The organism is Streptosporangium sp. H16, from assembly GCF_051918855.1.
In the GTDB taxonomy this organism is placed as follows: domain Bacteria; phylum Actinomycetota; class Actinomycetes; order Streptosporangiales; family Streptosporangiaceae; genus Streptosporangium.
Window position 1 is genome coordinate 209,158 of the sequence record NZ_JBPXMD010000008.1, and the last position, 20,894, is coordinate 230,051.

Sequence of the window (20,894 nt, forward strand, 5' to 3'; positions counted from 1 at the left end):
TTCCGACCGTCACTTGGCGCCGTTGTCGCGCTTCGGCTCGTCGTCCACGATCTCGGCCTCGACCACGTCGTCGTCGGCCTTCTGCCCGCCGTCGCCGGCGTCCGCGCCGGGAGCGCCGGCCGGGGTCTCCGACCCCTGCGCCTGGGCGTAGATGGCGGAACCCATCTTCTGGCTGACCGTGGCGAGCTTCTCCGCGGAGGCGCGGATCACGGACGAGTCGGTGCCCTCCAGAGCCTTCTTGAGCTCGGAGACGGCCTCGTTGACCTCGTTCTTGATGTCGTCCGGGACCTTCTCGGCGTTCTCGCCGAGGAACTTCTCGGTCTGGTAGACGAGCGAGTCGGCGTTGTTGCGCGTCTCGGCCTCTTCGCGGCGCTTCTTGTCCTCCTCGGCGTAGGACTCGGCCTCGCGCATCATGCGCTCGATGTCGTCCTTCGGCAGCGCGGAGCCGCCGGTGATCGTCATCGTCTGCTCCTTGCCGGTGCCGAGGTCCTTGGCGGAGACGTTGACGATGCCGTTGGCGTCGATGTCGAAGGTGACCTCGATCTGCGGGATGCCGCGCGGCGCCGGGGCGATGCCGGTCAGCTCGAAGGTGGCCAGCTTCTTGTTGTACGCGGCGATCTCGCGCTCGCCCTGGTAGACCTGGATCTGCACCGACGGCTGGTTGTCCTCGGCCGTGGTGAAGACCTCGGAGCGCTTGGTCGGGATCGTGGTGTTGCGCTCGATGATCTTGGTGAAGATCCCGCCCTTGGTCTCGATGCCCAGGCTCAGCGGGGTCACGTCGAGCAGCAGGACGTCCTTGACCTCGCCCTTGAGCACGCCGGCCTGCAGGGCGGCGCCGATGGCCACGACCTCGTCCGGGTTGACGCCCTTGTTGGGCTCCTGGCCGCCGGTCAGCTCCTTGACGAGCTCGGCCACGGCGGGCATGCGGGTCGAGCCGCCGACGAGCACCACGTGGGCGATGTCGGAGACCTTGATCCCGGCGTCCTTGACGACCTGGTTGAACGGGCCCTTGCACCGCTCGAGGAGGTCGGCGGTGATCCGCTGGAACTCGGCGCGGGTGAGCTTCTCCTCCAGGTGGAGGGGGCCCTCGGCCGAGGCGGTGATGTAGGGGAGGTTGATGGAGGTCTCCGACTGGCTGGAGAGCTCGATCTTGGCCTTCTCCGCGGCCTCGCGCAGGCGCTGCAGCGCCATCTTGTCCTTGGTCAGGTCGACGCCGTGCGCGTTCTTGAACCGGTTGGCCAGCTCGTCCACGACGCGCTGGTCCCAGTCGTCGCCACCGAGGTGGTTGTCGCCGCTGGTGGCCTTGACCTCGACGAAGCCGTGGCCGTCCTCCTGGCCGACGTCGAGCAGGGACACGTCGAAGGTGCCGCCGCCGAGGTCGAAGACGAGGATGGTCTCGTCCTTCTCCTTGTCGAGGCCGTACGCCAGCGCGGCGGCGGTGGGCTCGTTGATGATGCGCAGCACGTTCAGGCCGGCGATGGTGCCGGCTTCCTGGGTGGCCTGGCGCTGGGCGTCGTTGAAGTAGGCGGGAACGGTGATCACCGCGTCGGTGATCTTCTCGCCCAGGTAGGCTTCGGCGTCCTGCTTCAGCTTCTGCAGCACGAAGGCGCTGATCTGCTGCGGGTTGGACTTCTTGCCGTCGATCTCGACGGACCAGTTGGTGCCCATCTCGCGCTTGACCGAGCGAATCGTCCGGTCGACGTTGGTGACGGCCTGCCGCTTGGCGACCTCTCCGACGAGGACCTCGCCGTTCTTCGCGAACGCGACCACGGACGGCGTGGTCCGCGAACCCTGAGCGTTGGCGATGACGGTGGGCTCACCGCCCTCAAGAATCGAGACGACGGAGTTGGTCGTCCCCAGGTCGATACCTACCGCACGTGCCATGAGTACGTCCTTGTAGTCAAAGTTGAGTCGATGAGACTCATAGTGGAACCTCGTGTGACGTTTGTCAAACGACTTGAGTCTATTGGGCTCAACCTTCGGCCGCGCGGAGGCATTCCCCGTTTTCCGGGGAAACAGGGTGGTGTCCGTCACCCCCTCTGACGAGGGAACACGCGGGATCGTTCCCGGGCGGTGACCGGGGCCGCCCGGTCACCGTCCACGAGGTCGTACGCCGCCCCGCCCCTCGGCACGAGCCCGCGGAGCGGGTCCTCGGAAAGGACCTCCGGAGCGGGTCGTCGGAACCGATTTCCGGGGCGGGGCTTCTGAGCGGGTCCTCGGAAAGGACCTCCGGAGCGGGTCCTGCGAACGGGCGGGACGGCCCGGTCGCCGCTCGCGAGGGGCGTGCTCCGGCGCGGTCCCTCCCGCGCCGGATCGCCGCGTCAGCGGGCGCCGTCGACCACCTTGCGGGCGCCGAGGGGCTTCTTGAGCTTGACGGTCGTCACCTTCTGGATGGCGATCTCGATGCAGGCGACGTTCTGGACCTTGCTGCTCGGGCCCTCCCAGAGGGTGACGGTCACCCGCTTGGAGGTCTCGCGCACGGTGACCCGGTCGAGCACGTTGCACGGCTCCACCCCGGACCACCAGGTGATCCGCAGGCTCCGGCCGTCCTTCGACGGCTTGGCCTTCAGCCATCTGACCTTGCGGGGGTTGTCGGTGTGGCCCTCGGGCCTCGTCGGTTTGGGGGTACCGCTCGTGGGCTCCTCCCGGGGGGCCACGCCGTGGCTCGCCGGCGCGGAGGGGCCACCGGGGATGGCGGTGGCCTGACTCACCGGGCGCGTGGGGGAGACGGCGGTGACCGTGGCGCTGGGGTCGGTGCCGCAGCCCAGCGCCAGCAGGAGGCTTCCGGCCAGGATAGGGGTCGCGATCATACGCATACCCCTAAGACGGATCGGGGTCCGGAGAGGTTCAGAAGACTCTGACATCGCGCTGCCGGACCTCCCTTCCCTTCTCGGCGGTGGACGTCCACGGTCGTGCGTCGCCGGCGACCGTCACAAGGGATGATTCCCCCCGATGGCGGGGCCGATAGGCTGCGGGAAGGTCCGATCCACGATTTCGAGGTGCTCACATGATCGCGATTCTTGGCACCGGCAAGATGGGCGAGGCCCTGCTGTCCGGGCTGCTCAGGGCCGGATTCAAGCCGGGCGACGTGATCGCGACGGCGCGGCGCGCCGAGCGGCGCCAGGCCCTCGCGGAGCGGTACGGCGTGCGGGTGGCCTCCAACGCCGAGGCGGCCAAGGACGCCGACACGATCATTCTCGCGGTCAAGCCGCAGGACATGGGTTCCCTGCTCGCCGAGATCGCGGGCCACATCCCGGCCGACCGTCTGGTCGTCTCGGCGGCGGCGGGCATCACGACCTCGTTCGTCGAGTCGCGGCTCGGCGCCGACATCCCCGTGGTCCGGGTCATGTCCAACACGCCGGTGCTGGTCGACGAGGCGATGAGCGTGATCTCCGCGGGCGCGCACGCCTCCGAGGAGCACCTCAGGCGGGCCGAGGACCTGTTCAGCCCGGTCGGCAAGGTGCTGCGCATCCCCGAGTCGCAGCAGGACGCGGCCACGGCCCTGTCGGGCAGCGGTCCCGCCTACTTCTTCTACCTGGTGGAGGCGATGGTCGACGCCGGCATCCTGCTCGGGATGCCCCGCGCCGCCGCCCTCGACATGGTTACCCAGTCGATCGTCGGGGCGGCGATCATGCTCCGTGACTCGGGGGAGCACCCGGTGATCCTCCGCGAGGCGGTCACCTCGCCTGGCGGCACCACCATCGCGGCCATCGCCGAGTTGGAGCGGCACAGCGTCCGCGCCGCCTTCCTGGCCGCCATCGAGGCCGCCAGGGACCGGGGCCGTCAGCTCGCCGAGGGCTGAGCGAGGGCCGAGCGAGGGCCGAGCCGGAGGCCGGGCCAGGAAGTGAGCCTGAGGCTGAGCCACCCCCTCTATTAGGAAACTTTCCTACATACGGCATCATTTTCCCGGAACTTCGGGGAATGAGGCGATCGTGAAGCAGGCGGTATCGGCCGGCGGGCGGGGGCGGGAACAGGACGGACCCGCTGTCTGGACGCGGAGCTTCCTGCTCTTCTTCATCGCCAGGTCCGTCTCCATGCTCGGGGCCGCGATGGTCCCGTTCGCGACGGCGGTGGGCGTGGGCGGGCTCGGTTACGGCTCCACCGGGGTGGGGCTGGCGCTGGCCGCGTGGATGGCGCCCTTCGCGGTGCTCATCCTGTTCGGCGGGGTCTTCGCCGACAGGTTCACGCCGCGCCGCATGATGATCGGCGCCGATACGGTCAGGGTGGTGAGCCAGGGGACCGCCGCGGCGCTGTTCGTCCTCGGCAGGCCGGATCTCTGGCAGATCCTCGTCATCTCCGCGATCAACGGCGTCGCCGCCGCGATGTACCAGCCCGGCGTCTCCAGCACGGTCCCGCGCGTGGCGCGGGACGTGCAGAAGGCCAACGCCACCCTGCGCGTCTCCGAGTCGATCATGCTGCTGGCCGGTCCCGGCGTCGCCGGCGCCATCGTCGGCTTCTCCGGGGTCGGCGTCGTCTTCGCGATCGACGCCGCGGGGTTCACCGTCAGCGCGGTGTGCCTGCTCCTCCTGCGCCTGCCGGTGGTCGCGGGGCCGGTCGCCGAGCGCTCGATGTGGCGCAACCTGCGCGAGGGGTGGCAGGAGTTCCGGTCCAGGACCTGGATGTGGTCGGTGATCCTGGTCTGGGCGGTCTTCGGGGTCACCCTGTTCGGCCCGATGATCCCGCTGGGCTCGGTGCTGATCAGCGAAAGGCTCGGCGAGACCGCTTACGGCCTGGTCATGTCCGCCTCCGGCGCGGGCACCATCGTCGGCGGCCTGGTCGCCATGCGGGTCCGTCCCGGACGGCCGCTGATGGCCGGCGCGATCGGCCTGTTCGGCTTCGCGCTGGAGCCGCTCTCCATCGCCGCGGCGTCGCCGGCCGCGGTCCTCATGGCCGCGCACGTGATCGGCGGCGCAGGGTGGGCGTTCTGGTCGGTCATGTGGGCCACGAGCATCCAGACCCAGGTCCCTGCGGAGGCGCTCAACCGGGTCACCGCGTACGAGGTCGCCGGCTCGACCCTGTTCGTCCCGGTCGGCCAGGTGCTCGCCGGCCCGGTGGCCGGGGTGGTGGGCGCGCCGCAGCTACTGGCCGGGTCCTCGATCGTGGCGGTCGCCGGGTGCGCCGCCCTCCTGCTCGTCCCCGCCGTCAGGGGACTGCGCCGGGTCTCCTCCGTCTGAATCGTCTGATTCGTCTGGTCTCCCTGCCGGGAGGTAAGACCGGCGCGAGGATGTCCGGCCTCCAGCAGGTGTCCGGATCTCCTACGCAGCCCGTCAAACGTGCTCGTTAATAGCAATAAATCTTGATATTTCGCTCAGATGAAAACGGGTGCGTTCTCCGAGACGGCCGCGTAAACGCCATTCCGTACACGTGCGGTAACGTCGAGCCGGGAGCAGGAAGATCGGCCGTGACGCGCGGCGTCGCGACCAGACAGGGAGTGCGCATGAGCCGGTCCGTGCGGGTTGTCTGGGACGATGCGCTCACCTCGTACGACTTCGGCCCCGGGCACCCGCTCGCGCCCGTGCGGGTCGAGCTGACCATGGCGCTGGCCAGGGAGCTCGGCGTGCTGGACCAGGTGGAGATGAGCGGCTGCGCGCCCGCCACCGACGACGAGCTGGCGCTCGTCCACGAGCGCGACTACATCGAGGCCGTCAAACGGGTCTCCGCCACCGGGCGGCCCGACCTCGCCCACGGGCTCGGCACCACGGACAACCCCGCCTTCCCCGGGGTGCACGAGGCGTCCGCGCTGATCACCGGCGCCAGCCTGGCCGCCGCCCGCGCGGTGTGGAGCGGCGAGGCCGAGCACGCGGTCAACGTCGCCGGAGGTCTGCACCACGCGATGGCCGCCGGGGCGAGCGGGTTCTGCGTCTACAACGACCCGGGCGCGGCGATCGCGTGGCTGCTGGCCCAGGGGGCGTCCAGGATCGCCTACGTGGACGTGGACGTGCACCACGGCGACGGCGTGCAGGCGCTCTTCTACGACGACCCCAGGGTTCTCACCATCAGTCTGCACGAGAGCCCTCGCACCCTCTTCCCTGGCACGGGGTTCCCCGAGGAGCGCGGCACGGAGGGCACCGCGGTCAATGTGGCCCTGCCCGCCGGATGCGGCGACAGCGGCTGGCTCAGGGCCTTCCACGCGGTGGTCCCGCCGCTGCTGCGGGAGTTCGCCCCCGACGTCCTGGTCACCCAGCACGGCTGCGACAGCCACGCCCTCGATCCGCTGGCCAACCTCATGCTCAGCCTGGACGGCCAGCGGGCCGCGTACGCGGCGCTGCACGAGCTGGCCCACGAGACCGCGGGCGGGCGGTGGGTCGTGACCGGCGGCGGAGGGTACGAGCTGGTGCAGGTGGTGCCCCGGGCGTGGACCCACCTGATCGCTGAGGTGGCGGGCCACCCCCTCGATCCCGCGACCGCCACTCCGGAGGCATGGCGTACGTTCGTCAAGGAACGGACCAACCAGACGGCGCCGCTCACGCTGACCGATGGCCGAGACCCGGAATTTCGCGATTTCTCCGCTGGTTATGACCCAGCAGACCCGATCGACCGGGCCATCATGGCGACGAGGAATGCCGTCTTCCCCTTCCACGGGCTCGATCCTCTCCCGTGACACACGGTCCGAACCCATGGTCGGTCGGCAAACTGGACTGAGGAACCGATGACGCGCGCTGAGCTTCGTGAGCACCTGGTCCGTACCCGGATCGCCGGTGACGTGGCGACCAGCCGGGAGAACAACCTGGACCACTACCGGTCGCTGTCCAACCGCGACCCGCACTACATGTTCGGGTTGACGATGGAGGGCGCCTGGTCCTACCGGGACGTGCTGGAGCTGATGGCCAAGTCCGCCGGGGTCGTGGCCGATCCCCGTCATCGGGAGGGGCAGGACACCATCGACCCCGACCGCACGATCGAGGCGGTCGAGAAGATGGGCGACACGATCGCCGGGGTGCTCCGGGGGGAGAACCCCAAGATCCTGATCGCCACCGGGCACCCCACCGGTCTGCTCACCATCCACATGGCCCTGGGCCGGATGCTCAGGGCGCGCGGCGTGACCCTGATGGCCCCGGCCGAGGGCTGGTCGTACTGGGGCAGCGGGTTCGGCCGCAGGCGCAAGATCCGCTATCTGGACGACGTCGCGATGCTCGACGACAAGGGCGCCTTCGTGCACACCCACGACCCCGCCCCGATGCGCGCCATGATCGCCGAGCTGGACGCGGACCGTCCCGATCTGGTGATCGCCGACCACGGCTGGGCCGGGGCGGCGGGCGAGGCGGGCATCCTCACGGTCGGATTCGCCGACAGCAACGACCCCGCCCTCTTCGTCGGAGAGGCCGAGGGCAAGATCGCGGTCACCGTTCCGCTCGATGACAACGTGCTACCGAGGTATTACGAACCGCTGACGAACCACCTGGTCGAGAGGGTCGTACGGGCCCTCTGAGACAGGGGATGCACAAATTAGGTCATCCCTATACGGGCATTTCGCGCCTGCATTCCACGCACCTCGCCGACCGTTTGCCAACTTTTTGGTGATTGTGGGCGACTCTAATGGGAGACAGTTGGTCCGTTCCAAGATCAATGCGAGGGGCACGGTCCGGCTGCTGGCCAGCGATTTCAGCTGTTTCGCTGACGCGAGACTCCAAGGGCTGAGAAAATAGGGGGTTTGCGTGACAGGGGTCCCGACTTACGCTGACAGCAGTACACGTGCGTGAGCAATGGCACCAGTGGGGATAACCCGGATACACGTGCGGAAGAGGCGTCCGATGGGTGCAGGCGAAAGACCTCTCAGCGAGGTGAAGTTCCTGACGGTGGCAGAAGTGGCCACTGTCATGAGGGTGTCCAAGATGACTGTGTACCGACTCGTGCATTCGGGCGAGCTGCCGGCCATCCGGGTCGGTCGATCCTTCCGGGTGCCGGAGCAGGCGGTTCACGATTATCTGAGGGATGCCTACATCGAGGCAGGTTGAGGCAGGGTGGGCTCGACGCGTCGAGCCGAGCGGCCGGGGGGAACGATCCGGTCGTGAGGTGAGCCAGGCGCGCTGGGCGCTCATGGTCCTGCTCCTTCCGGTCTGACCGGGGCGTGATTTCCGGTATGACCGTTGGAGAGCCGGCCCCTGTCTCGTCGGGGTAGCGACGTGGTCGCCACGTCGTGAGTTCATGCGCCCGGGGTCCCCCTAGGGGCGATCTACCGTGGATCGCCGGTAGTCTGTTGTGCCGGTGTGCTCTCGCGCACCGGTTCGACAATCTCGGCTACCAGCTACCTGGGGGTCCCGTGGGCTCTGTGATCAAGAAGCGCCGTAAGCGCATGGCGAAGAAGAAGCACCGCAAGCTTCTCAAGAAGACCCGCATCCAGCGGCGTAACAAGAAGTAGCGCGGATCTGCGAGGCGCCGATGACCCACACCGTGCTTGTCACCGGGGTCTCGCGCCACATCGGCGCCCGAGTGGCGAGCGTTCTCGCGGATGACCCGGACATCGACCGGGTCATCGGAGTGGATACGGTGCCGCCGCCCTCGCTCTCACGTGATGGCGGCGTACCTCTCGGCCGGACGGAGTTCGTCCGCGTCGACCTGCGCAGCCCCGACATCGCCCAGGTGATCGCGGCCGCCGACATCGACACAGTCGTTCACATGAGTCTGGTGAGCGCTCCTCCCCGGAGCGGCGGCCGCGCGCTCATGAAGGAGCACAACGTCATCGGCACCATGCAGTTGCTCGGTGCCTGTCAGCGGTCCGCGACGGTCCGCCGCGTCGTCGTGCGCTCGACCACCGCCGTCTACGGTTCCTCCCCGCACGACCCCGCGGTCTTCACCGAGGACGCCGAGCCGGGAGAGCCGCCGAGCCGTGGCTACGCCAAGGACGCCTCCGAGGTGGAGGGCTACGTCCGGGGCTTCGCCAGGCGGCGCCGCGACGTGGCCGTGTCGACGCTCAGGTTCGCCAACTTCATGGGACCCGGCGTCGACTCACCGCTGACGCGTTACTTCACCCAGCCCGTCCTGCCGACCGTGCTCGGGTTCGACCCGCGGCTGCAGTTCGTCCACGAGGACGACGCGGTCGAGGTGCTGCGGCGGATGGCGATGGAGGACCACCCCGGCACGTTCAACGTGGCCGGAGACGGCGTGCTGCTCCTGTCGCAGTGCGCGCGCAGGGCGGGCCTGCTCCCGATGCCCGTCCCCTCTCCCGTCTTCCGCTTCATGGGCGACCTCGCCCGGAGTGCGGGACTGGTCGGGTTCTCCCCCGAACAACTCCGCCTGATGTGTCACGGACGCGTGGTCGACACCACCGCGCTGTCCACGGCGCTCGGCTGGAGGCCGAAGTTCTCCACCGCGGCCGCCTTCGAGGATTTCCTGCGCGCGCGTGACCTGGCCGGGGGCCTTCCCGCCGCCCTGATGGACATGGTGTCCCGGCCGGTGACGGGATGAGCGACGCGGTGGCCGGGAGCGAGGACGCCGAGGTGATCCCCATCACCAGGGCCCGCGCCTCCCGCGAGCACCTCCCCGGTCCGTCCGGCGAACCCCCCTCCGAAGCGTCCGGCCCGTCCGCCTCCGAAGCGTCCGGCCCGTCCGCCTCCGAAGCGTCCGGCCCGTCCGGCGACCCCTTCCCGGGAGCTCCGTCCGATGAGCCCTTCTCGGAATCGTCCGGCGAGCCCGTCCCCGAAGCCGGGTGGCCTTTCTCCGGGCCGCCGGCCGGCGAGGAAGACGACGATCACCGGCTGGCCGAGCTGCTCGCCTTCCTGCGCCGCCGGGTGGCCGGCGACTACGAGGTCGACGAGTTCGGGTTCGACGCCGAGCTCACCGACAGGGTGCTGCTGGAGCTGATCCGCCCGCTGTACCGCCACTGGTTCCGCACCGAGACCGTGGGCATGCACAACGTGCCCGGCGACTCCGGAGCCCTGATCGTGGCCAACCACTCCGGCACCCTCCCGCTCGACGGGCTCATGCTGCAGGTGGCCCTGTACGACGACCATCCCGGACGCCGCGCGCTCCGTCTTCTGGGGGCGGACCTGGTCTACCGGCTCCCGGTGCTCGGCCACCTGTCCCGCAAGACCGGTCACACCCTCGCCTGCCGCGAGGACGCCGACCGGCTGCTCCGCAAGGGCGAGGTCGTCGGCGTCTTTCCCGAGGGTTTCAAGGGAGTCGGCAAGCCGTTCTCCGATCGCTACCGGCTGCAGCGCTTCGGCCGGGGCGGCTTCGTCGCCTCCGCCATCCGCGCGGGCGTGCCGATCGTCCCCTGCGCCATCGTGGGCGCGGAGGAGATCTACCCCAAGATCGGTGACCTGCGGATCCTGGCCAGGGTGCTCGGCCTTCCCTACCTGCCGGTCACGCCGCTGTTCCCCTGGCTCGGGCCCCTCGGCCTGGTCCCGCTCCCGTCCAAGTGGATGATCGGCTTCGGCGAGCCGATCCGCACCGACGAACTCGACCCCGCCGACGCCGACGACCCCATGCTGGTCTTCAACCTCACCGACCAGGTCAGGGAGGTCGTCCAGCAGCAGCTCGACGAGCTCCGGCTCAGGCGCGGCCACGCCTTCCCGCCCTTTCTCCGACGCCTTTTCTGAGGCACCTTTCCCCAAGGCTTCCCCGGGGTCCCCTGAGCTTCGAGGCCCTACCGAGTGAAGGACCGTCACGGCCGGGGGCGGCCAGGGACGGCGGCGGGGACGGTGGAACCGGCGCGAGCGGAGGGTCAGCGACCGGAGCGGTAGTGGCGGCGCAGGGCGACGGCGGCGGCGATGCCGCCCGCGACGGCTCCGGCACCCGCCGCGATGGGCAGGCCGATCATGGTCGCCTTGCGCCCCGTACGGAAGTCCTTGATGTCCCAGCTGTTCTGCCGGGCGAACTCGCGCAGCTCGGCGTCCGGGTTGATCGCGGTGGCGTGGCCGACGAGGGAGAGCAGGGGCAGGTCGTTGGCCGAGTCGCTGTAGGCGGAGCAGCGCGACAGGTCGAGCCCCTCCCTGCGGGCCAGGGCCTTGACGGCCTCCGCCTTGGCGGGGCCGTGGAGCAGGTCGCCGACCAGGCGGCCGGTGTAGACGCCGTTCTCGGTCTCGGCGACGGTGCCGAGCGCGCCGGTCAGGCCGAGGCGCTGGGCGATCACCCGGGCCAGCTCCACCGGGGTCGCGGTGACCAGCCAGACCCGCTGGCCCGCGTCGAGGTGTGCCTGCGCGATGGCGCGGGTGCCCGCCCAGATGCGGTCCGCCATCACCTCGTCGTAGATCTCCTCACCGAGCCGGACGATCTCCTCGACCTTGCTCCCCGCGACGAACGCCAGCGCGGTCTCCCTGGCCTCGTCGATGTGCGCGGGGTTCTCGTCGCCGCGGATCCGGAAGACCACCTGGCCGATCGCGAACCTGAACAGATCCTTGCTGGTGAACAGGCCACGGGAGGCGAGGCCGCGGGCGAAGTGGTAGATGGAGGCGCCGCGCATCATGGTGTTGTCGACGTCGAAGAAGGCGGCGGCCACCGGGTCGGGCTCGGCCATCGGCATCGCCACGGCGGCCGCGGCGGCGACCTCGCCCGCCGCGACCTCCCCGACCGTCGCCCGTCTGGCCGTCTCCGCTTCGTCCCGCCGTCGTAGTAGCCGCCTCATAGCCCCTCAGCTTAACCGGGGCAGAGGGGTGAGATCAGTAGCGTCGGTATGAGCCGGATGTGACGTCTTGGTGTCGTACGCATCGCGCGAGCCCGGCGGGGCCGGGCTCCGATGCCGTGGTCCGGGACGGGAGGGCGGCCCGGTTCCCGCGCGCGGCGGTCCGGCTCCCACGCGCGGCGGTCCGGGACGGTGGGACCGGTCCCGTACCGGAACGGCTACTCGGGCGGGGCCAGGCCCTCGATGTAGTTGAGGTAGACGTGGGCCTTGCGCTGGTTCTCCGCGCCCATCTTGGGGATCATCCCGGCGATCTGGGTGCGCTGCTTCTGCACGAAGCGCTTGAGCTCCTTGGCGCTCGCGGAGTCGCGGCGCCGCATCTGCCGCAGGGAGGTCACCGCGGAGCGCGTGGTGTCCTCCATGGCCTGGAGGGTCTCCCCGATCACCTCCTCGCGCTCGCCCTCGTCCGAGCCCAGGAGTTCCTTGACCTCGCGGGCGCGGGTCTCGGCGTAGCCGAAGGAGCGGTCGGCCCGCTCGGCGTCGTCGCTGCTCAGGTGGAACAGCGTCCTCTCGGCGGCGCGCTTGAGCGGGTAGAAGGTGTCACCGGGCATCGACCGGTAGGTCCACATACCGGATACCGCCATCGAGGCCACCAGGGCGATGCTCAGCAACCGCGGGAAGAGCCCCGCACGGGACCTCCGCCGGGAGTGGCGGGGGCCCACCGGCCGCTGCTCGGGGACGTCCTCCCCGGGCGGGGACTGGGTGAGCCGCTCGCGGAGCCTGGCGTTGAACTCGGGCCCGGGGGTGGCCGCCATGCGGGCGCCGAGTCGTGACACGCGGTCCTGAATGCGCGCCTGCGACCTCCGCGAGAATCCGGGCAGCCACTTCCCCATGAACGCTCCCTGCCGCCCCCAGCTCATGATCCATCGATGTCACTTGCCTAACGACGACTTGGCACGGCAGGTTACGCGCTGCGCCACATCGGCATGGGAACATTGTTTCGGGCGTGGCGGCCGCGGCCGGGAGGCGAAGGATCGAGGACAGCCGATGACGGCCGGTCTCAGCTGAGGTCAGAGGGCAGCGCGCGGGCCAGGGCGCGGATCGCGCGGAACTGGAGTGCCTTGATGGCGCCGCTCTTCTTGCCCATGATGAGCGCGGTCTCCGCCAGCGACATGCCGTGCAGGAAACGCAGCACCACGCACTCCTGCTGCTCGGGGCCGAGGCCGCGGACGGCGGTGAGCACCCGATCGCTGATCATCGCGGTGACGACGGCGTTCTCCGGGATGTGCGGGCCGTCGAGCGGGGTGTCGATCACCTCGGCGGTCGTGACCTCAAGGCGGTACCTGCCGGACTTGAAGTGATCGGTGATCAGGTTCCTCGCGATGGTCACGAGCCAGGCCCCGAAATCACGCCCTTGCCACGTGAAGTCCGTGATCCGGCGGAGCGCGCGGAGAAAGGTCTCGCTCGTGAGATCCTCGGCCAGTGGGTGTGAGCCGACCCGGAAGTAGACGTAGCGGTACACCAGGGTGAGGTAACGATCGTAGAGCGTGCCAAAAGCATCCGAATCTCCGGTTTTGGCGCGCAAAACGAGCCTCCGGAGTTCTTCGGAGGCATCCTCACGCACGGTGAGGTCACTACTGCGGACGGGCTGGGCTACCCCGGCTGTCGTGGGGAGGTGCCCGGCGAGCGGCCACGTTTCAGGCATCCGGTATCCCTGAGGGGAGGGGGTACGGCGTGCTCGATCACTCTAGAAATGAAGTGGAAATTCCACAATCCACTTTGAAGCGTCGTGACTGGGGGTAATCGCCGGATACGGTGTGGGGTCGGTTGTTTCAGACCGGCGCCGGGAGCCGACCGAGGGTTCGGCTACCGGTTGGGGGGTAATGTCCGGCAGCATTGGAGACACCATGGAAGTCCTCGTCGCTGTCATCGCCTTCGCCGGTGCATTGCTCGCAGCCATCGCCACCGGTGCTCTCGTCAGTCGCCTCCGCAGTGAGCCCAAGGGCTGGCTGATCGCCTGGAGCATCACGACGGCGTCTCTCTCGGTCTCACTCGGAGTAATCGCCACCGGTTATCTGATCGGATTTGGGACAGGCACGTTCCGTATTTATCAACTGACCGGATCCATGCTGGCGCCGCTGTGGCTGGCCGTCGGGGTCATCCAGTTGATGGCTCGCAAGGGCGCGGCCAGGTTCTCCTCCTGGCTCCTGGGGATCGCCTTCACCGTCATCGCCACGGTGATCCTGGCGGTCGACCCGGTCCTGCAGGAGAAGGACTTCGCCAAGGCCCTCCCGCTGGGCAGCCGCCACTGGAACCTGCCCCCGGCCTACCTGCTCGGGACCGTCCATGTGATCGTCGCGCTCGTGCTGCTGGGCGGGTTGCTGCTGGCGGTCCTCCGCTGGCGCGGCGGTGACGACTACGACGCCGACAACATGCACGCGCTCCTGGTGCTCGGCCCCACCGGCCTCGCCCTCGTCGGAGCCGTCAGTTTCGCGGTGTCCGGGATGTTCACCGCGCTCCTGCTCTTCGTCACCGCCGCCGCGGTCTGGTACGCCATGCTCCGCCCGCTCGCGCCCTACGAGGACGACGACGAGGACGCGGACGACGCGGACGACGAGTGGGAGGACCGCCCCCCGCGGCCGCGCCGCCCCGAGTACGAGCCCCGCGACGTGCAGGTCGCCGGCCGCCGCGTGACCCCGGATAGTCCCCCCGCCCGCGCCCTGGCCGAGGAGGCGCCCCGCCGCTCAGGCCTCGGTGACCTCGTGGCCGAGTACCGGGCGGGTGAGCAGGACGTCGACTACGCTGCGCGCATGCGGCAGCAGCAACCCTCCTCGCCCGACGACAGGTTCGGCGGCCCTGCCACGGGGATGTTCATGGCGGGCGAATACGGCATGCCGCCCGCCGACCAGCCGTCCGGCGGTGACCCCGGCAGGCGCGGCGGTGATCCCGGCAGGCAGCCGCCGCCGGTCACCGGCCAGTTCGGCATGCCGGGCGTGCCCGGCCCGGCGACCGGTGAGTACAACATCCCGGCCCACGAGTTCGGCAGGCACGGCGCCCCCGGTTCCGGCAGGCCGTCAGGCCCGGGCACCGGCGAGTTCGGCAGGCCCGGGGGGACCGGTGACTTCGGCAGGCCCGCGGGGCCGGGCACCGGCGAGTTCGGCATACCGGGCGTGCCCGGCCCCGGCAGGTCGGGAAGCCTCCAGCCGATGCCCGCCGACCAGGCCTTCGGCGGCGCGCCCTCCCCGGGCTCCGAGCAGGGGCGCGGAGGCTCCCGAGGCTACGACCGGGGGAGCTCGCAGGGCTACGACCAGGCGTTCGGCGTCACCCCCTCGACCGGTGCCATGTATCCGGGCGGGCCGGGAACGCCGGGCGGGGCCGGTGACCTGCCGGGTGGCTCGAACCGCCCCTCGCCGAGCATCTTCGGCCTGCTGACGGTCTTCACCCTGCTCGACGGCACCGGCGAGAGATTCGACCGGCTCGCGGAGGAGACCGTCGAGGCGGTGCGCCGCTCCGAGCCGGACACGCTCGTCTACACCTGCCACTCGGTGAAGTCGGCGCCTCTCCAGCGCATCGTCTACGAGCTCTACCGGGACGAGGTCGCCTACAGCGACCACCAGCGCCAGCCCCACACGCAGCGCTTCGTCACCGAGCGCCAGACGATGGTGCTCGCCACCAATGTGATCGAACTCACCGTGAACGCCGCGAAGGTGATGCCGCTCCCGACCGCCTTCAGGTAGCGAGCGCGGCGCGGGTGGCCTGTGTCAGGTGGCCACCCGGGGCGCTCACGGGCGAGGAGCGTCCCTCAGGTGTGGCGCCGACGGTGGCTAGGCGTCGAGGGCGGCGAGGGCAGCGCGCAGGCGGTTCTCGTCGACGCGCCAGAAGTCGTGCTGCACCCCGTCGACAAGGGTGACCGGGATCATCTCCCAGTAGCGGGCCTGGTCCTCCTCGGAGGCCGTGATGTCGCGCTCCTCCCACGGGACGCCGAGGTCCGCGGCGACCCGCTCGATCACCGCCCGCGCGTCGTCGCACAGGTGGCAACCGGGTTTGCCGAGCAGGGTGATGCGATGGTCTCGCGGTGACATGACCGCCACGGTAGCCGAAACGCGGCGACGCGCCGGTCCTCGCGGCGAGGGGTGAAGATCGGGTCCGGCGGCCGGAAAGGCCCGGTGGCGACGGGGCTCGCGCCCGCCGTACGCGCGGTTCCAGGGCCTGGTGAGGGGGCGGAGGACGGACCGGAGGGGGGCACGGCCAAGATTGTGAACACTCACTTTGTGCATCGGTTCACAAAAGGACTAACCTGAATGACAGTGGTTTCACCTCGTCATCCGTCGCGTCCGGGCCGCGCCGGCCGCCTGTCCCCCTGGAGTTCCGGCACGTGATCCGCCGTCTGTCCCAAGCCCGCGAACGCGGCATTCCCGAGGCGACCGTCGCCCGGCTGCCGCTCTATCTGCGAGCGCTGAACGGCATGGCCGAGCGTGGCCTGGCGACCGTGAGCTCGGAGGATCTCGCCGTCGCGGCGGGCGTCAACTCGGCCAAGCTCCGCAAGGATCTCTCCCACCTGGGGTCGTACGGCACCCGGGGGGTCGGCTACGACGTCGAATACCTCATCTACCAGATCTCCCGTGAGCTGGGTCTCACCCAGGACTGGGCTGTCGCCATCGTCGGAGTGGGTAACCTCGGGCGTGCGCTCGCCAATTACGGCGGGTTCGTCTCCCGCGGGTTCAGGGTCGCGGCGCTGCTCGACGCGGACCCCGAAGTGGTGGGCGACCACATCGCGGGATTGAATGTGGAGCACATCGACGAGCTGGAAGCCGTGATAAGGCGGCGGGGAGTGTCGATCGTGGTGCTCGCGACACCGGCCGTGGCGGCCCAGCAGGTGGCCGACCGGGTCGTCGCCGTAGGGGTCACCAGCATCCTGAACTTCGCCCCCGTCGTCCTTTCCGTGCCGGAAGGCGTCGATATCCGTAAGGTCGACCTGTCGATTGAATTGCAGATCTTGGCGTTTCACGAGCAACGCAAGGCGGATCGGATGAGTGGGGGGCCCGCGATGGCCGAGGAGTGGCCCGAGGCGGTGGACTTGTGAACAGGCACGGTGCACGAGCCGGCGGGCACGCTGACGGGCACGCTGACGGGCACGGCATCTCCCGGCCTTCCCGGACGCCTATGACGCTTTCCCGGACGGCCGCGACGTCCCGGACGATCACGACGAGCATGACGATCACCATGACGATGGCGCGTATGAGGACGAATACGGAGACGGCGAGCACGAGTACGGCGAGCATGAGCAGGGTGACGAGCAGTGCGGCGAGCGCCGCGGCCCAGGCCCGGGGCGGCCACCTCTCCTCTCGCGGTTCCGGAGCCTCTCGTGGATCCCGGGACTCACGAGTCTCCCGGGACTCGGGAGCCCCTCGAAATCGCGGATCCTTCCGGAGCGACCGGAAGGCGGGAGAGGGCCGATGAGCGTTCTCGTCGTCGGCCTGAGCCACCGGACGGCACCGGTGGCCCTGCTGGAACGGGTCTCCGTCTCCGGTGACTCGCTGGTGAAGCTGCTCCAGGACATCCAGCAGGATGTCCACGTCGCCGAGAGCATGGTCGTCTCGACGTGCAACCGGGTCGAGATCTACGCCGAGGTCGACCGGTTCCACGCCGCGGTGACCTCGCTCTCCCGGCTGCTCAGCGCCCACTCCGGCGTTTCCATGGAGCAGCTGGCCTCCCACCTCTACGTGCACTACGAGGACCGTGCCGTCGAGCACCTGTTCTCGGTCGGCTCCGGCCTCGACTCGATGGTCGTGGGAGAGGGACAGATCCTCGGCCAGGTGCGTTCGGCGCTCAGGCTCGCCCAGGAGGAGGGCACCCTCGGCCCGACGCTCAACGAGCTCGTCCAGCAGTCACTGCGGGTGGGCAAGCGCTCGCACACCGAGACCGGCATCGACCGGGCGGGCGCCTCCCTCGTCGGCGTGGGGCTCACCCTCGCCGAGCGCGCCCTCGGCCCCCTGGAGGGGAAGCGGGCCCTGGTGGTCGGCGCCGGCTCGATGAGCGCCCTGTCGGCCGCGACCCTGCAGCGGGCGGGCGTCACCGACATCGTGGTGGTCAACCGGACCCACGAGCGCGCCGTGCGGCTGGCACAGACGGTCGGCGGCAGGGCCGCCGGATTCGGCGACCTGGCGGCCGAGCTGGCGGAGGCCGACCTGGTCATCTCCTGCACCGGCGCCACCGACGTGGTCATCACGGCCGACATGGTGACCCCCCGCGAGACGTTCCTGCTGGACCTGGCCCTGCCGCACGACATCGACCCCGCCGTGCGGCGGCTGCCCGGTGTGACGCTGGTCGACCTGGAGTCCATGCAGGAGGGCGAGGCCGACGCCGGCACCGACGACGGCGGTCGCGCCGAGGCGGTCACCGCCGTGCGCGGCATCGTCGCCGAGGAGGTCACCGCCTACCTGTCGGCCGAGCGCGCCGCGCGCGTCACGCCGACCGTGGTGGCGCTGCGGAGCAAGGCGGCCCAGGTGGTCGAGGCGGAGCTCGGACGGCTCGTCGCGCGGGTCCCCGATCTTGAGGGGCGCGTCAGGGACGAGGTCGGCCAGACCGTCAGGCGCGTGGTCGACAAGCTGCTCCACGAGCCCACCGTGCGCGTCAAGCAGCTGGCGGAGTCCCCGGCGGGCGATCATTACGCCGAAGCGCTGCGCGAGCTGTTCAATCTTGACCCGAAGGTGCCCGAAGCGGTGAGGCGCATCGAGACGATCGACGCCGAGCCGGGTAAGAACACCGAGCCGAGCAAGAAGGAGGCAGGCCTGTGAGAGGTGTTTCTTCTTCGCTCCGGCTGGGGACCAGGCGGAGCGTCATGGCGACGACGCAGTCGGGCCTGGTCGCCGCTCGCCTCACCGAGCTGACCGGCGCGGCCGTCGAGCTGGTCGGCGTCACCACCTTCGGCGACGTGACCAAGGCCGACCTCACGCAGCTCGGCGGCACGGGGGTCTTCGTCAGCGCGCTGCGCGACAAGCTGATCGAGGGCGCGATCGACTTCGCGGTGCACTCGCTGAAGGACCTGCCCACCACGCCCGACCCGCGCGTGGTCATCGCGGCGATCCCGCCGCGCGACGACCCCAGGGACGCCCTGGTGAGCGTCGCCAAGCTGGCCGACCTGCCGCCCGGCGCGAAGATCGGCACCGGTTCCCCGCGCCGGATCGCCCAGCTCCGGATGATCCGTCCTGATCTTGACTACGTGCCGATCCGCGGCAACGCCGACACCCGCATCGGCAAGGTGGCCTCCGGCCAGTTGCAGGGCGTCGTGCTCGCCGCCGCCGGGCTCGGCCGGCTGGGCCGCGACGCCGAGATCTCCCAGATCTTCGAGGTCGAGGAGATGCTGCCCGCCCCGGGTCAGGGGGCGCTGGCCGTGGAGTGCCGCTCCGACCGCTCCGACCTGGTCGAGCTGCTGAGCGTGCTCGACGACGCCCGCACCCGGGCCGCGGTCACCGCCGAGCGCGCGGTGCTCAACGCCCTGGAGGCGGGGTGCGCCGCCCCGGTGGGCGCGTACTCGGCCGAGAACGGGCCCGATCTGATCCTTACCGCCGCTGTCGTCGCCGTCGACGGCAGGCGCGCGGTGCGCAAGTCCACCGCCGGAAGCTCTTCCGCGCCCATGGATCTCGGCCGCGACCTCGCGGCCGAGATGATCGCGGAAGGGGCCGGCACGTTGATAGGGGAGCGAGCACATTGAGCTCCGGAAGTACCACCTTCGAGCGCCCGTCCGGGTTCGTCGCCTTCGTCGGCGCGGGTCCCGGTGATGAGGGCCTGCTCACGCTGCGTGGCGCCGACCTGCTTTCCAAGGCGGACGTCGTCATCCTCGACCGGGAGGCGTACGGCCCGCTGCTGCGCCACTGCCGCGAGGACGTCGAGATCGTCGACGTGGCCGAGGACGGCGCCGTCTCGCTGAAGGTCGTCAAGACCGCCAAGGGCGGCAGCGGCGTCGTGCGGTTGTGCGCGGGCGACCCGATGTTCTTCTCCTCGATCACCGAGGAGGTCGCGGCCTGTGCCAAGGCGGAGGTGGACTTCGAGATCGTGCCCGGCGTGCCGCCGGCGACGGCGGTGCTCACCTACGCGGGCATCCCCGCCGCGGTGTCGGTGCCCGAGTTCCGGGTCGTGGACGCGACCCAGATCGACGACTGGTCCACGTACGCCACCGGGGCGGGCACCCTGGTGATCTACAACGGCATCGCCCAGGCCGTCCCGATCGGCAAGGCGCTGATCGCGGCGGGCCGTCCCGACTCGACGCCCGTGGCGGTCAGCAGCGCGGGCACCACCACCGAGCAGCACACCGTGGTGACCACGCTGGGCCGGCTCGCGCCCGATCTCAAGCACGCGGGGATGACCGAGCCCGCGCTGATCGTGGTCGGCGAGGCCGTCGGCATGCGCGACCGGCTGTCGTGGTTCGAGACCAAGCCGCTGTTCGGCTGGCGGGTGCTCGTGCCCAGGACCAAGGAGCAGTCGGCCAGCCTGGTCGAGCAGTTGCGCTCGTACGGCGCGGTGCCCGAGGAGGTTCCCACGATCTCCGTCGAGCCGCCGCGCACCCCGCAGCAGATGGACCGTGCGATCAAGGGCCTGGTCACCGGACGCTACGAGTGGGTCGCCTTCACCAGCGCGAACGCGGTCAAGGCCGTGCGCGAGAAGTTCGAGGAGTACGGCCTGGACGCCCGCGCGTTCGCCGGGCTCAAGGTCGCGGCCGTGGGCGACAGCACCGCGCGGGCGCTGGTGAGCTTCGGCGTCAAGCCCGACCTGATGCCGTCCGGCGAGCAGTCGTCGGAGGGCCTGCTGGCCGAGTGGCCCCCGTACGACTCGATGCTCGACCCGATCAACCGGGTGCTGCTGCCGCGCGCCGACATCGCGACCGAGACGCTCGTGGCCGGGCTGACCGAGCTGGGCTGGGAGTGCGACGACGTGACCGCCTACCGGACCGTCCGCGCCGCGCCGCCGCCCGCCCCGACCCGCGAGGCCATCAAGGGCGGCGGGTTCGACGCGGTGCTGTTCACCTCGTCGAGCACCGTCCGCAACCTGGTGGGCATCGCGGGCAAGCCGCACAACGTCACGGTCATCGCCGTGATCGGCCCGCAGACCGCGAAGACCGCCGAGGAGTTCGGGCTCCGCGTCGACGTGATGGCCGACAAGCCCTCGGCTTCCGCCCTCGCGGCGGCGCTGGCGGAGTATGGTGCCAAGCAGCGGCAGGCCGCCGTCGTGGCGGGGGACACCCCTCGCAGGCCCTCGCAGACCCGGCGGGGAGCCCGGCGCCGCGCCAAGTAACCTTGAGAGTGGCGCTCGCCCGTGCACGACGGGCGGGCAGGCCGCG

At 70.2% G+C, this 20,894-nt stretch carries 19 protein-coding genes; 13 read left to right on the plus strand and 6 right to left on the minus strand.

The window, feature by feature from the left end; all coding sequences use genetic code 11:
* Positions 1–9: 9 nt before the first annotated feature.
* Together dnaK and ACTOQ2_RS16145 are read right to left on the minus strand one after the other, a co-directional pair.
* Positions 10–1,884 (minus strand): molecular chaperone DnaK, encoded by a 1,875-nt coding sequence (gene dnaK, locus ACTOQ2_RS16140; protein WP_440067911.1) that lies wholly within the window; start codon positions 1,882–1,884, stop codon positions 10–12.
* A 437-nt stretch (positions 1,885–2,321) separates the two neighbouring features.
* A complete protein-coding gene (locus tag ACTOQ2_RS16145) occupies positions 2,322–2,810 on the minus strand; it encodes a hypothetical protein (RefSeq protein WP_440100370.1) in 489 nt (162 codons plus the stop codon).
* Between the two features lie 197 nt (positions 2,811–3,007).
* On the opposite strand from ACTOQ2_RS16145, the gene proC reads away from it, so the two are divergent.
* From proC to ACTOQ2_RS16185, 8 genes are all read left to right on the plus strand, one after another.
* Positions 3,008–3,802 (plus strand): pyrroline-5-carboxylate reductase, encoded by a 795-nt coding sequence (gene proC / locus ACTOQ2_RS16150; RefSeq protein WP_440100371.1) that lies wholly within the window; start codon positions 3,008–3,010, stop codon positions 3,800–3,802.
* 130 nt (positions 3,803–3,932) lie between these two features.
* Positions 3,933–5,174, plus strand: a complete 1,242-nt coding sequence (locus ACTOQ2_RS16155) for an MFS transporter (RefSeq protein WP_440100372.1) — start codon at positions 3,933–3,935, stop codon at positions 5,172–5,174.
* A 263-nt stretch (positions 5,175–5,437) separates the two neighbouring features.
* On the plus strand, positions 5,438–6,601 hold the full coding sequence (locus tag ACTOQ2_RS16160; protein WP_440067919.1) for an acetoin utilization protein AcuC: 1,164 nt from the start codon (positions 5,438–5,440) through the stop codon (positions 6,599–6,601).
* 48 nt (positions 6,602–6,649) lie between these two features.
* Entirely contained in the window at positions 6,650–7,429 is a 780-nt protein-coding gene (locus ACTOQ2_RS16165; RefSeq protein ID WP_440100373.1) for a phosphatase, read from the plus strand.
* A gap of 322 nt (positions 7,430–7,751) precedes the next feature.
* The gene (locus ACTOQ2_RS16170; RefSeq protein ID WP_012887307.1) at positions 7,752–7,955 is read left to right on the plus strand and encodes a helix-turn-helix domain-containing protein; all 204 of its coding nucleotides are present in this window, start codon (positions 7,752–7,754) and stop codon (positions 7,953–7,955) included.
* A 305-nt stretch (positions 7,956–8,260) separates the two neighbouring features.
* Entirely contained in the window at positions 8,261–8,359 is a 99-nt protein-coding gene (locus tag ACTOQ2_RS16175; protein ID WP_018654693.1) for a 30S ribosomal protein bS22, read from the plus strand.
* Between the two features lie 20 nt (positions 8,360–8,379).
* On the plus strand, positions 8,380–9,405 hold the full coding sequence (locus ACTOQ2_RS16180; RefSeq protein ID WP_440100374.1) for an NAD-dependent epimerase/dehydratase family protein: 1,026 nt from the start codon (positions 8,380–8,382) through the stop codon (positions 9,403–9,405).
* The gene (locus ACTOQ2_RS16185) at positions 9,402–10,538 is read left to right on the plus strand and encodes a 1-acyl-sn-glycerol-3-phosphate acyltransferase (protein ID WP_440100375.1); all 1,137 of its coding nucleotides are present in this window, start codon (positions 9,402–9,404) and stop codon (positions 10,536–10,538) included. The genes ACTOQ2_RS16180 and ACTOQ2_RS16185 overlap by 4 nt, the downstream gene beginning before the upstream one ends.
* 125 nt (positions 10,539–10,663) lie before the next feature.
* Here ACTOQ2_RS16185 and ACTOQ2_RS16190 read toward each other — a convergent pair whose 3' ends face one another.
* The 3 genes from ACTOQ2_RS16190 to ACTOQ2_RS16200 form a co-directional block, all read right to left on the minus strand.
* Complete coding sequence (locus ACTOQ2_RS16190; RefSeq protein WP_440067927.1) at positions 10,664–11,563, minus strand: HAD family hydrolase; 900 nt, start codon at positions 11,561–11,563, stop codon at positions 10,664–10,666.
* Positions 11,564–11,778: 215 nt separating this feature from the next.
* Positions 11,779–12,450, minus strand: a complete 672-nt coding sequence (locus ACTOQ2_RS16195; protein ID WP_440100376.1) for a DUF5667 domain-containing protein — start codon at positions 12,448–12,450, stop codon at positions 11,779–11,781.
* Between the two features lie 167 nt (positions 12,451–12,617).
* Complete coding sequence (locus tag ACTOQ2_RS16200) at positions 12,618–13,262, minus strand: sigma-70 family RNA polymerase sigma factor (RefSeq protein ID WP_362690109.1); 645 nt, start codon at positions 13,260–13,262, stop codon at positions 12,618–12,620.
* Between the two features lie 202 nt (positions 13,263–13,464).
* Here ACTOQ2_RS16200 and ACTOQ2_RS16205 point away from each other — a divergent pair, with 202 nt between their 5' ends.
* Entirely contained in the window at positions 13,465–15,294 is a 1,830-nt protein-coding gene (locus ACTOQ2_RS16205) for an antibiotic biosynthesis monooxygenase (protein WP_440100378.1), read from the plus strand.
* Between the two features lie 87 nt (positions 15,295–15,381).
* Here ACTOQ2_RS16205 and ACTOQ2_RS16210 read toward each other — a convergent pair whose 3' ends face one another.
* The gene (locus tag ACTOQ2_RS16210) at positions 15,382–15,639 is read right to left on the minus strand and encodes a glutaredoxin family protein (RefSeq protein ID WP_440100379.1); all 258 of its coding nucleotides are present in this window, start codon (positions 15,637–15,639) and stop codon (positions 15,382–15,384) included.
* 293 nt (positions 15,640–15,932) lie between these two features.
* On the opposite strand from ACTOQ2_RS16210, the gene ACTOQ2_RS16215 reads away from it, so the two are divergent.
* The 4 genes from ACTOQ2_RS16215 (at position 15,933) to ACTOQ2_RS16230 (ending at position 20,848) form a co-directional block, all read left to right on the plus strand.
* Positions 15,933–16,640, plus strand: coding sequence for a redox-sensing transcriptional repressor Rex (locus ACTOQ2_RS16215; protein WP_362690118.1), 708 nt, complete (start codon positions 15,933–15,935; stop codon positions 16,638–16,640).
* A gap of 373 nt (positions 16,641–17,013) precedes the next feature.
* Positions 17,014–18,354, plus strand: a complete 1,341-nt coding sequence (locus ACTOQ2_RS16220; protein ID WP_440100380.1) for a glutamyl-tRNA reductase — start codon at positions 17,014–17,016, stop codon at positions 18,352–18,354.
* A gap of 44 nt (positions 18,355–18,398) precedes the next feature.
* Positions 18,399–19,271, plus strand: coding sequence for a hydroxymethylbilane synthase (gene hemC, locus ACTOQ2_RS16225; protein WP_440100381.1), 873 nt, complete (start codon positions 18,399–18,401; stop codon positions 19,269–19,271).
* Positions 19,268–20,848, plus strand: coding sequence for a uroporphyrinogen-III synthase (locus tag ACTOQ2_RS16230; RefSeq protein WP_440100382.1), 1,581 nt, complete (start codon positions 19,268–19,270; stop codon positions 20,846–20,848). Before hemC ends, ACTOQ2_RS16230 begins: the two co-directional genes overlap by 4 nt.
* The last annotated feature ends 46 nt before the right edge of the window (positions 20,849–20,894 follow it).

What these genes read in the sequence shown, in the direction of transcription:
- ACTOQ2_RS16210 (WP_440100379.1), bottom strand. Translation starts at nt 15,639, where the DNA reads ATGTCACCGCGAGACCATCGCATCACCCTGCTCGGCAAACCCGGTTGC.
- ACTOQ2_RS16145 (WP_440100370.1), bottom strand. Translation starts at nt 2,810, where the DNA reads ATGATCGCGACCCCTATCCTGGCCGGAAGCCTCCTGCTGGCGCTGGGC.
- hemC (WP_440100381.1), top strand. Translation starts at nt 18,399, where the DNA reads ATGGCGACGACGCAGTCGGGCCTGGTCGCCGCTCGCCTCACCGAGCTG.
- ACTOQ2_RS16190 (WP_440067927.1), bottom strand. Translation starts at nt 11,563, where the DNA reads ATGAGGCGGCTACTACGACGGCGGGACGAAGCGGAGACGGCCAGACGG.
- ACTOQ2_RS16170 (WP_012887307.1), top strand. Translation starts at nt 7,752, where the DNA reads ATGGGTGCAGGCGAAAGACCTCTCAGCGAGGTGAAGTTCCTGACGGTG.
- ACTOQ2_RS16185 (WP_440100375.1), top strand. Translation starts at nt 9,402, where the DNA reads ATGAGCGACGCGGTGGCCGGGAGCGAGGACGCCGAGGTGATCCCCATC.
- ACTOQ2_RS16200 (WP_362690109.1), bottom strand. Translation starts at nt 13,262, where the DNA reads ATGCCTGAAACGTGGCCGCTCGCCGGGCACCTCCCCACGACAGCCGGG.
- ACTOQ2_RS16205 (WP_440100378.1), top strand. Translation starts at nt 13,465, where the DNA reads ATGGAAGTCCTCGTCGCTGTCATCGCCTTCGCCGGTGCATTGCTCGCA.
- ACTOQ2_RS16165 (WP_440100373.1), top strand. Translation starts at nt 6,650, where the DNA reads ATGACGCGCGCTGAGCTTCGTGAGCACCTGGTCCGTACCCGGATCGCC.
- ACTOQ2_RS16220 (WP_440100380.1), top strand. Translation starts at nt 17,014, where the DNA reads ATGAGCGTTCTCGTCGTCGGCCTGAGCCACCGGACGGCACCGGTGGCC.
- ACTOQ2_RS16195 (WP_440100376.1), bottom strand. Translation starts at nt 12,450, where the DNA reads ATGGGGAAGTGGCTGCCCGGATTCTCGCGGAGGTCGCAGGCGCGCATT.
- dnaK (WP_440067911.1), bottom strand. Translation starts at nt 1,884, where the DNA reads ATGGCACGTGCGGTAGGTATCGACCTGGGGACGACCAACTCCGTCGTC.
- ACTOQ2_RS16160 (WP_440067919.1), top strand. Translation starts at nt 5,438, where the DNA reads ATGAGCCGGTCCGTGCGGGTTGTCTGGGACGATGCGCTCACCTCGTAC.
- proC (WP_440100371.1), top strand. Translation starts at nt 3,008, where the DNA reads ATGATCGCGATTCTTGGCACCGGCAAGATGGGCGAGGCCCTGCTGTCC.
- ACTOQ2_RS16180 (WP_440100374.1), top strand. Translation starts at nt 8,380, where the DNA reads ATGACCCACACCGTGCTTGTCACCGGGGTCTCGCGCCACATCGGCGCC.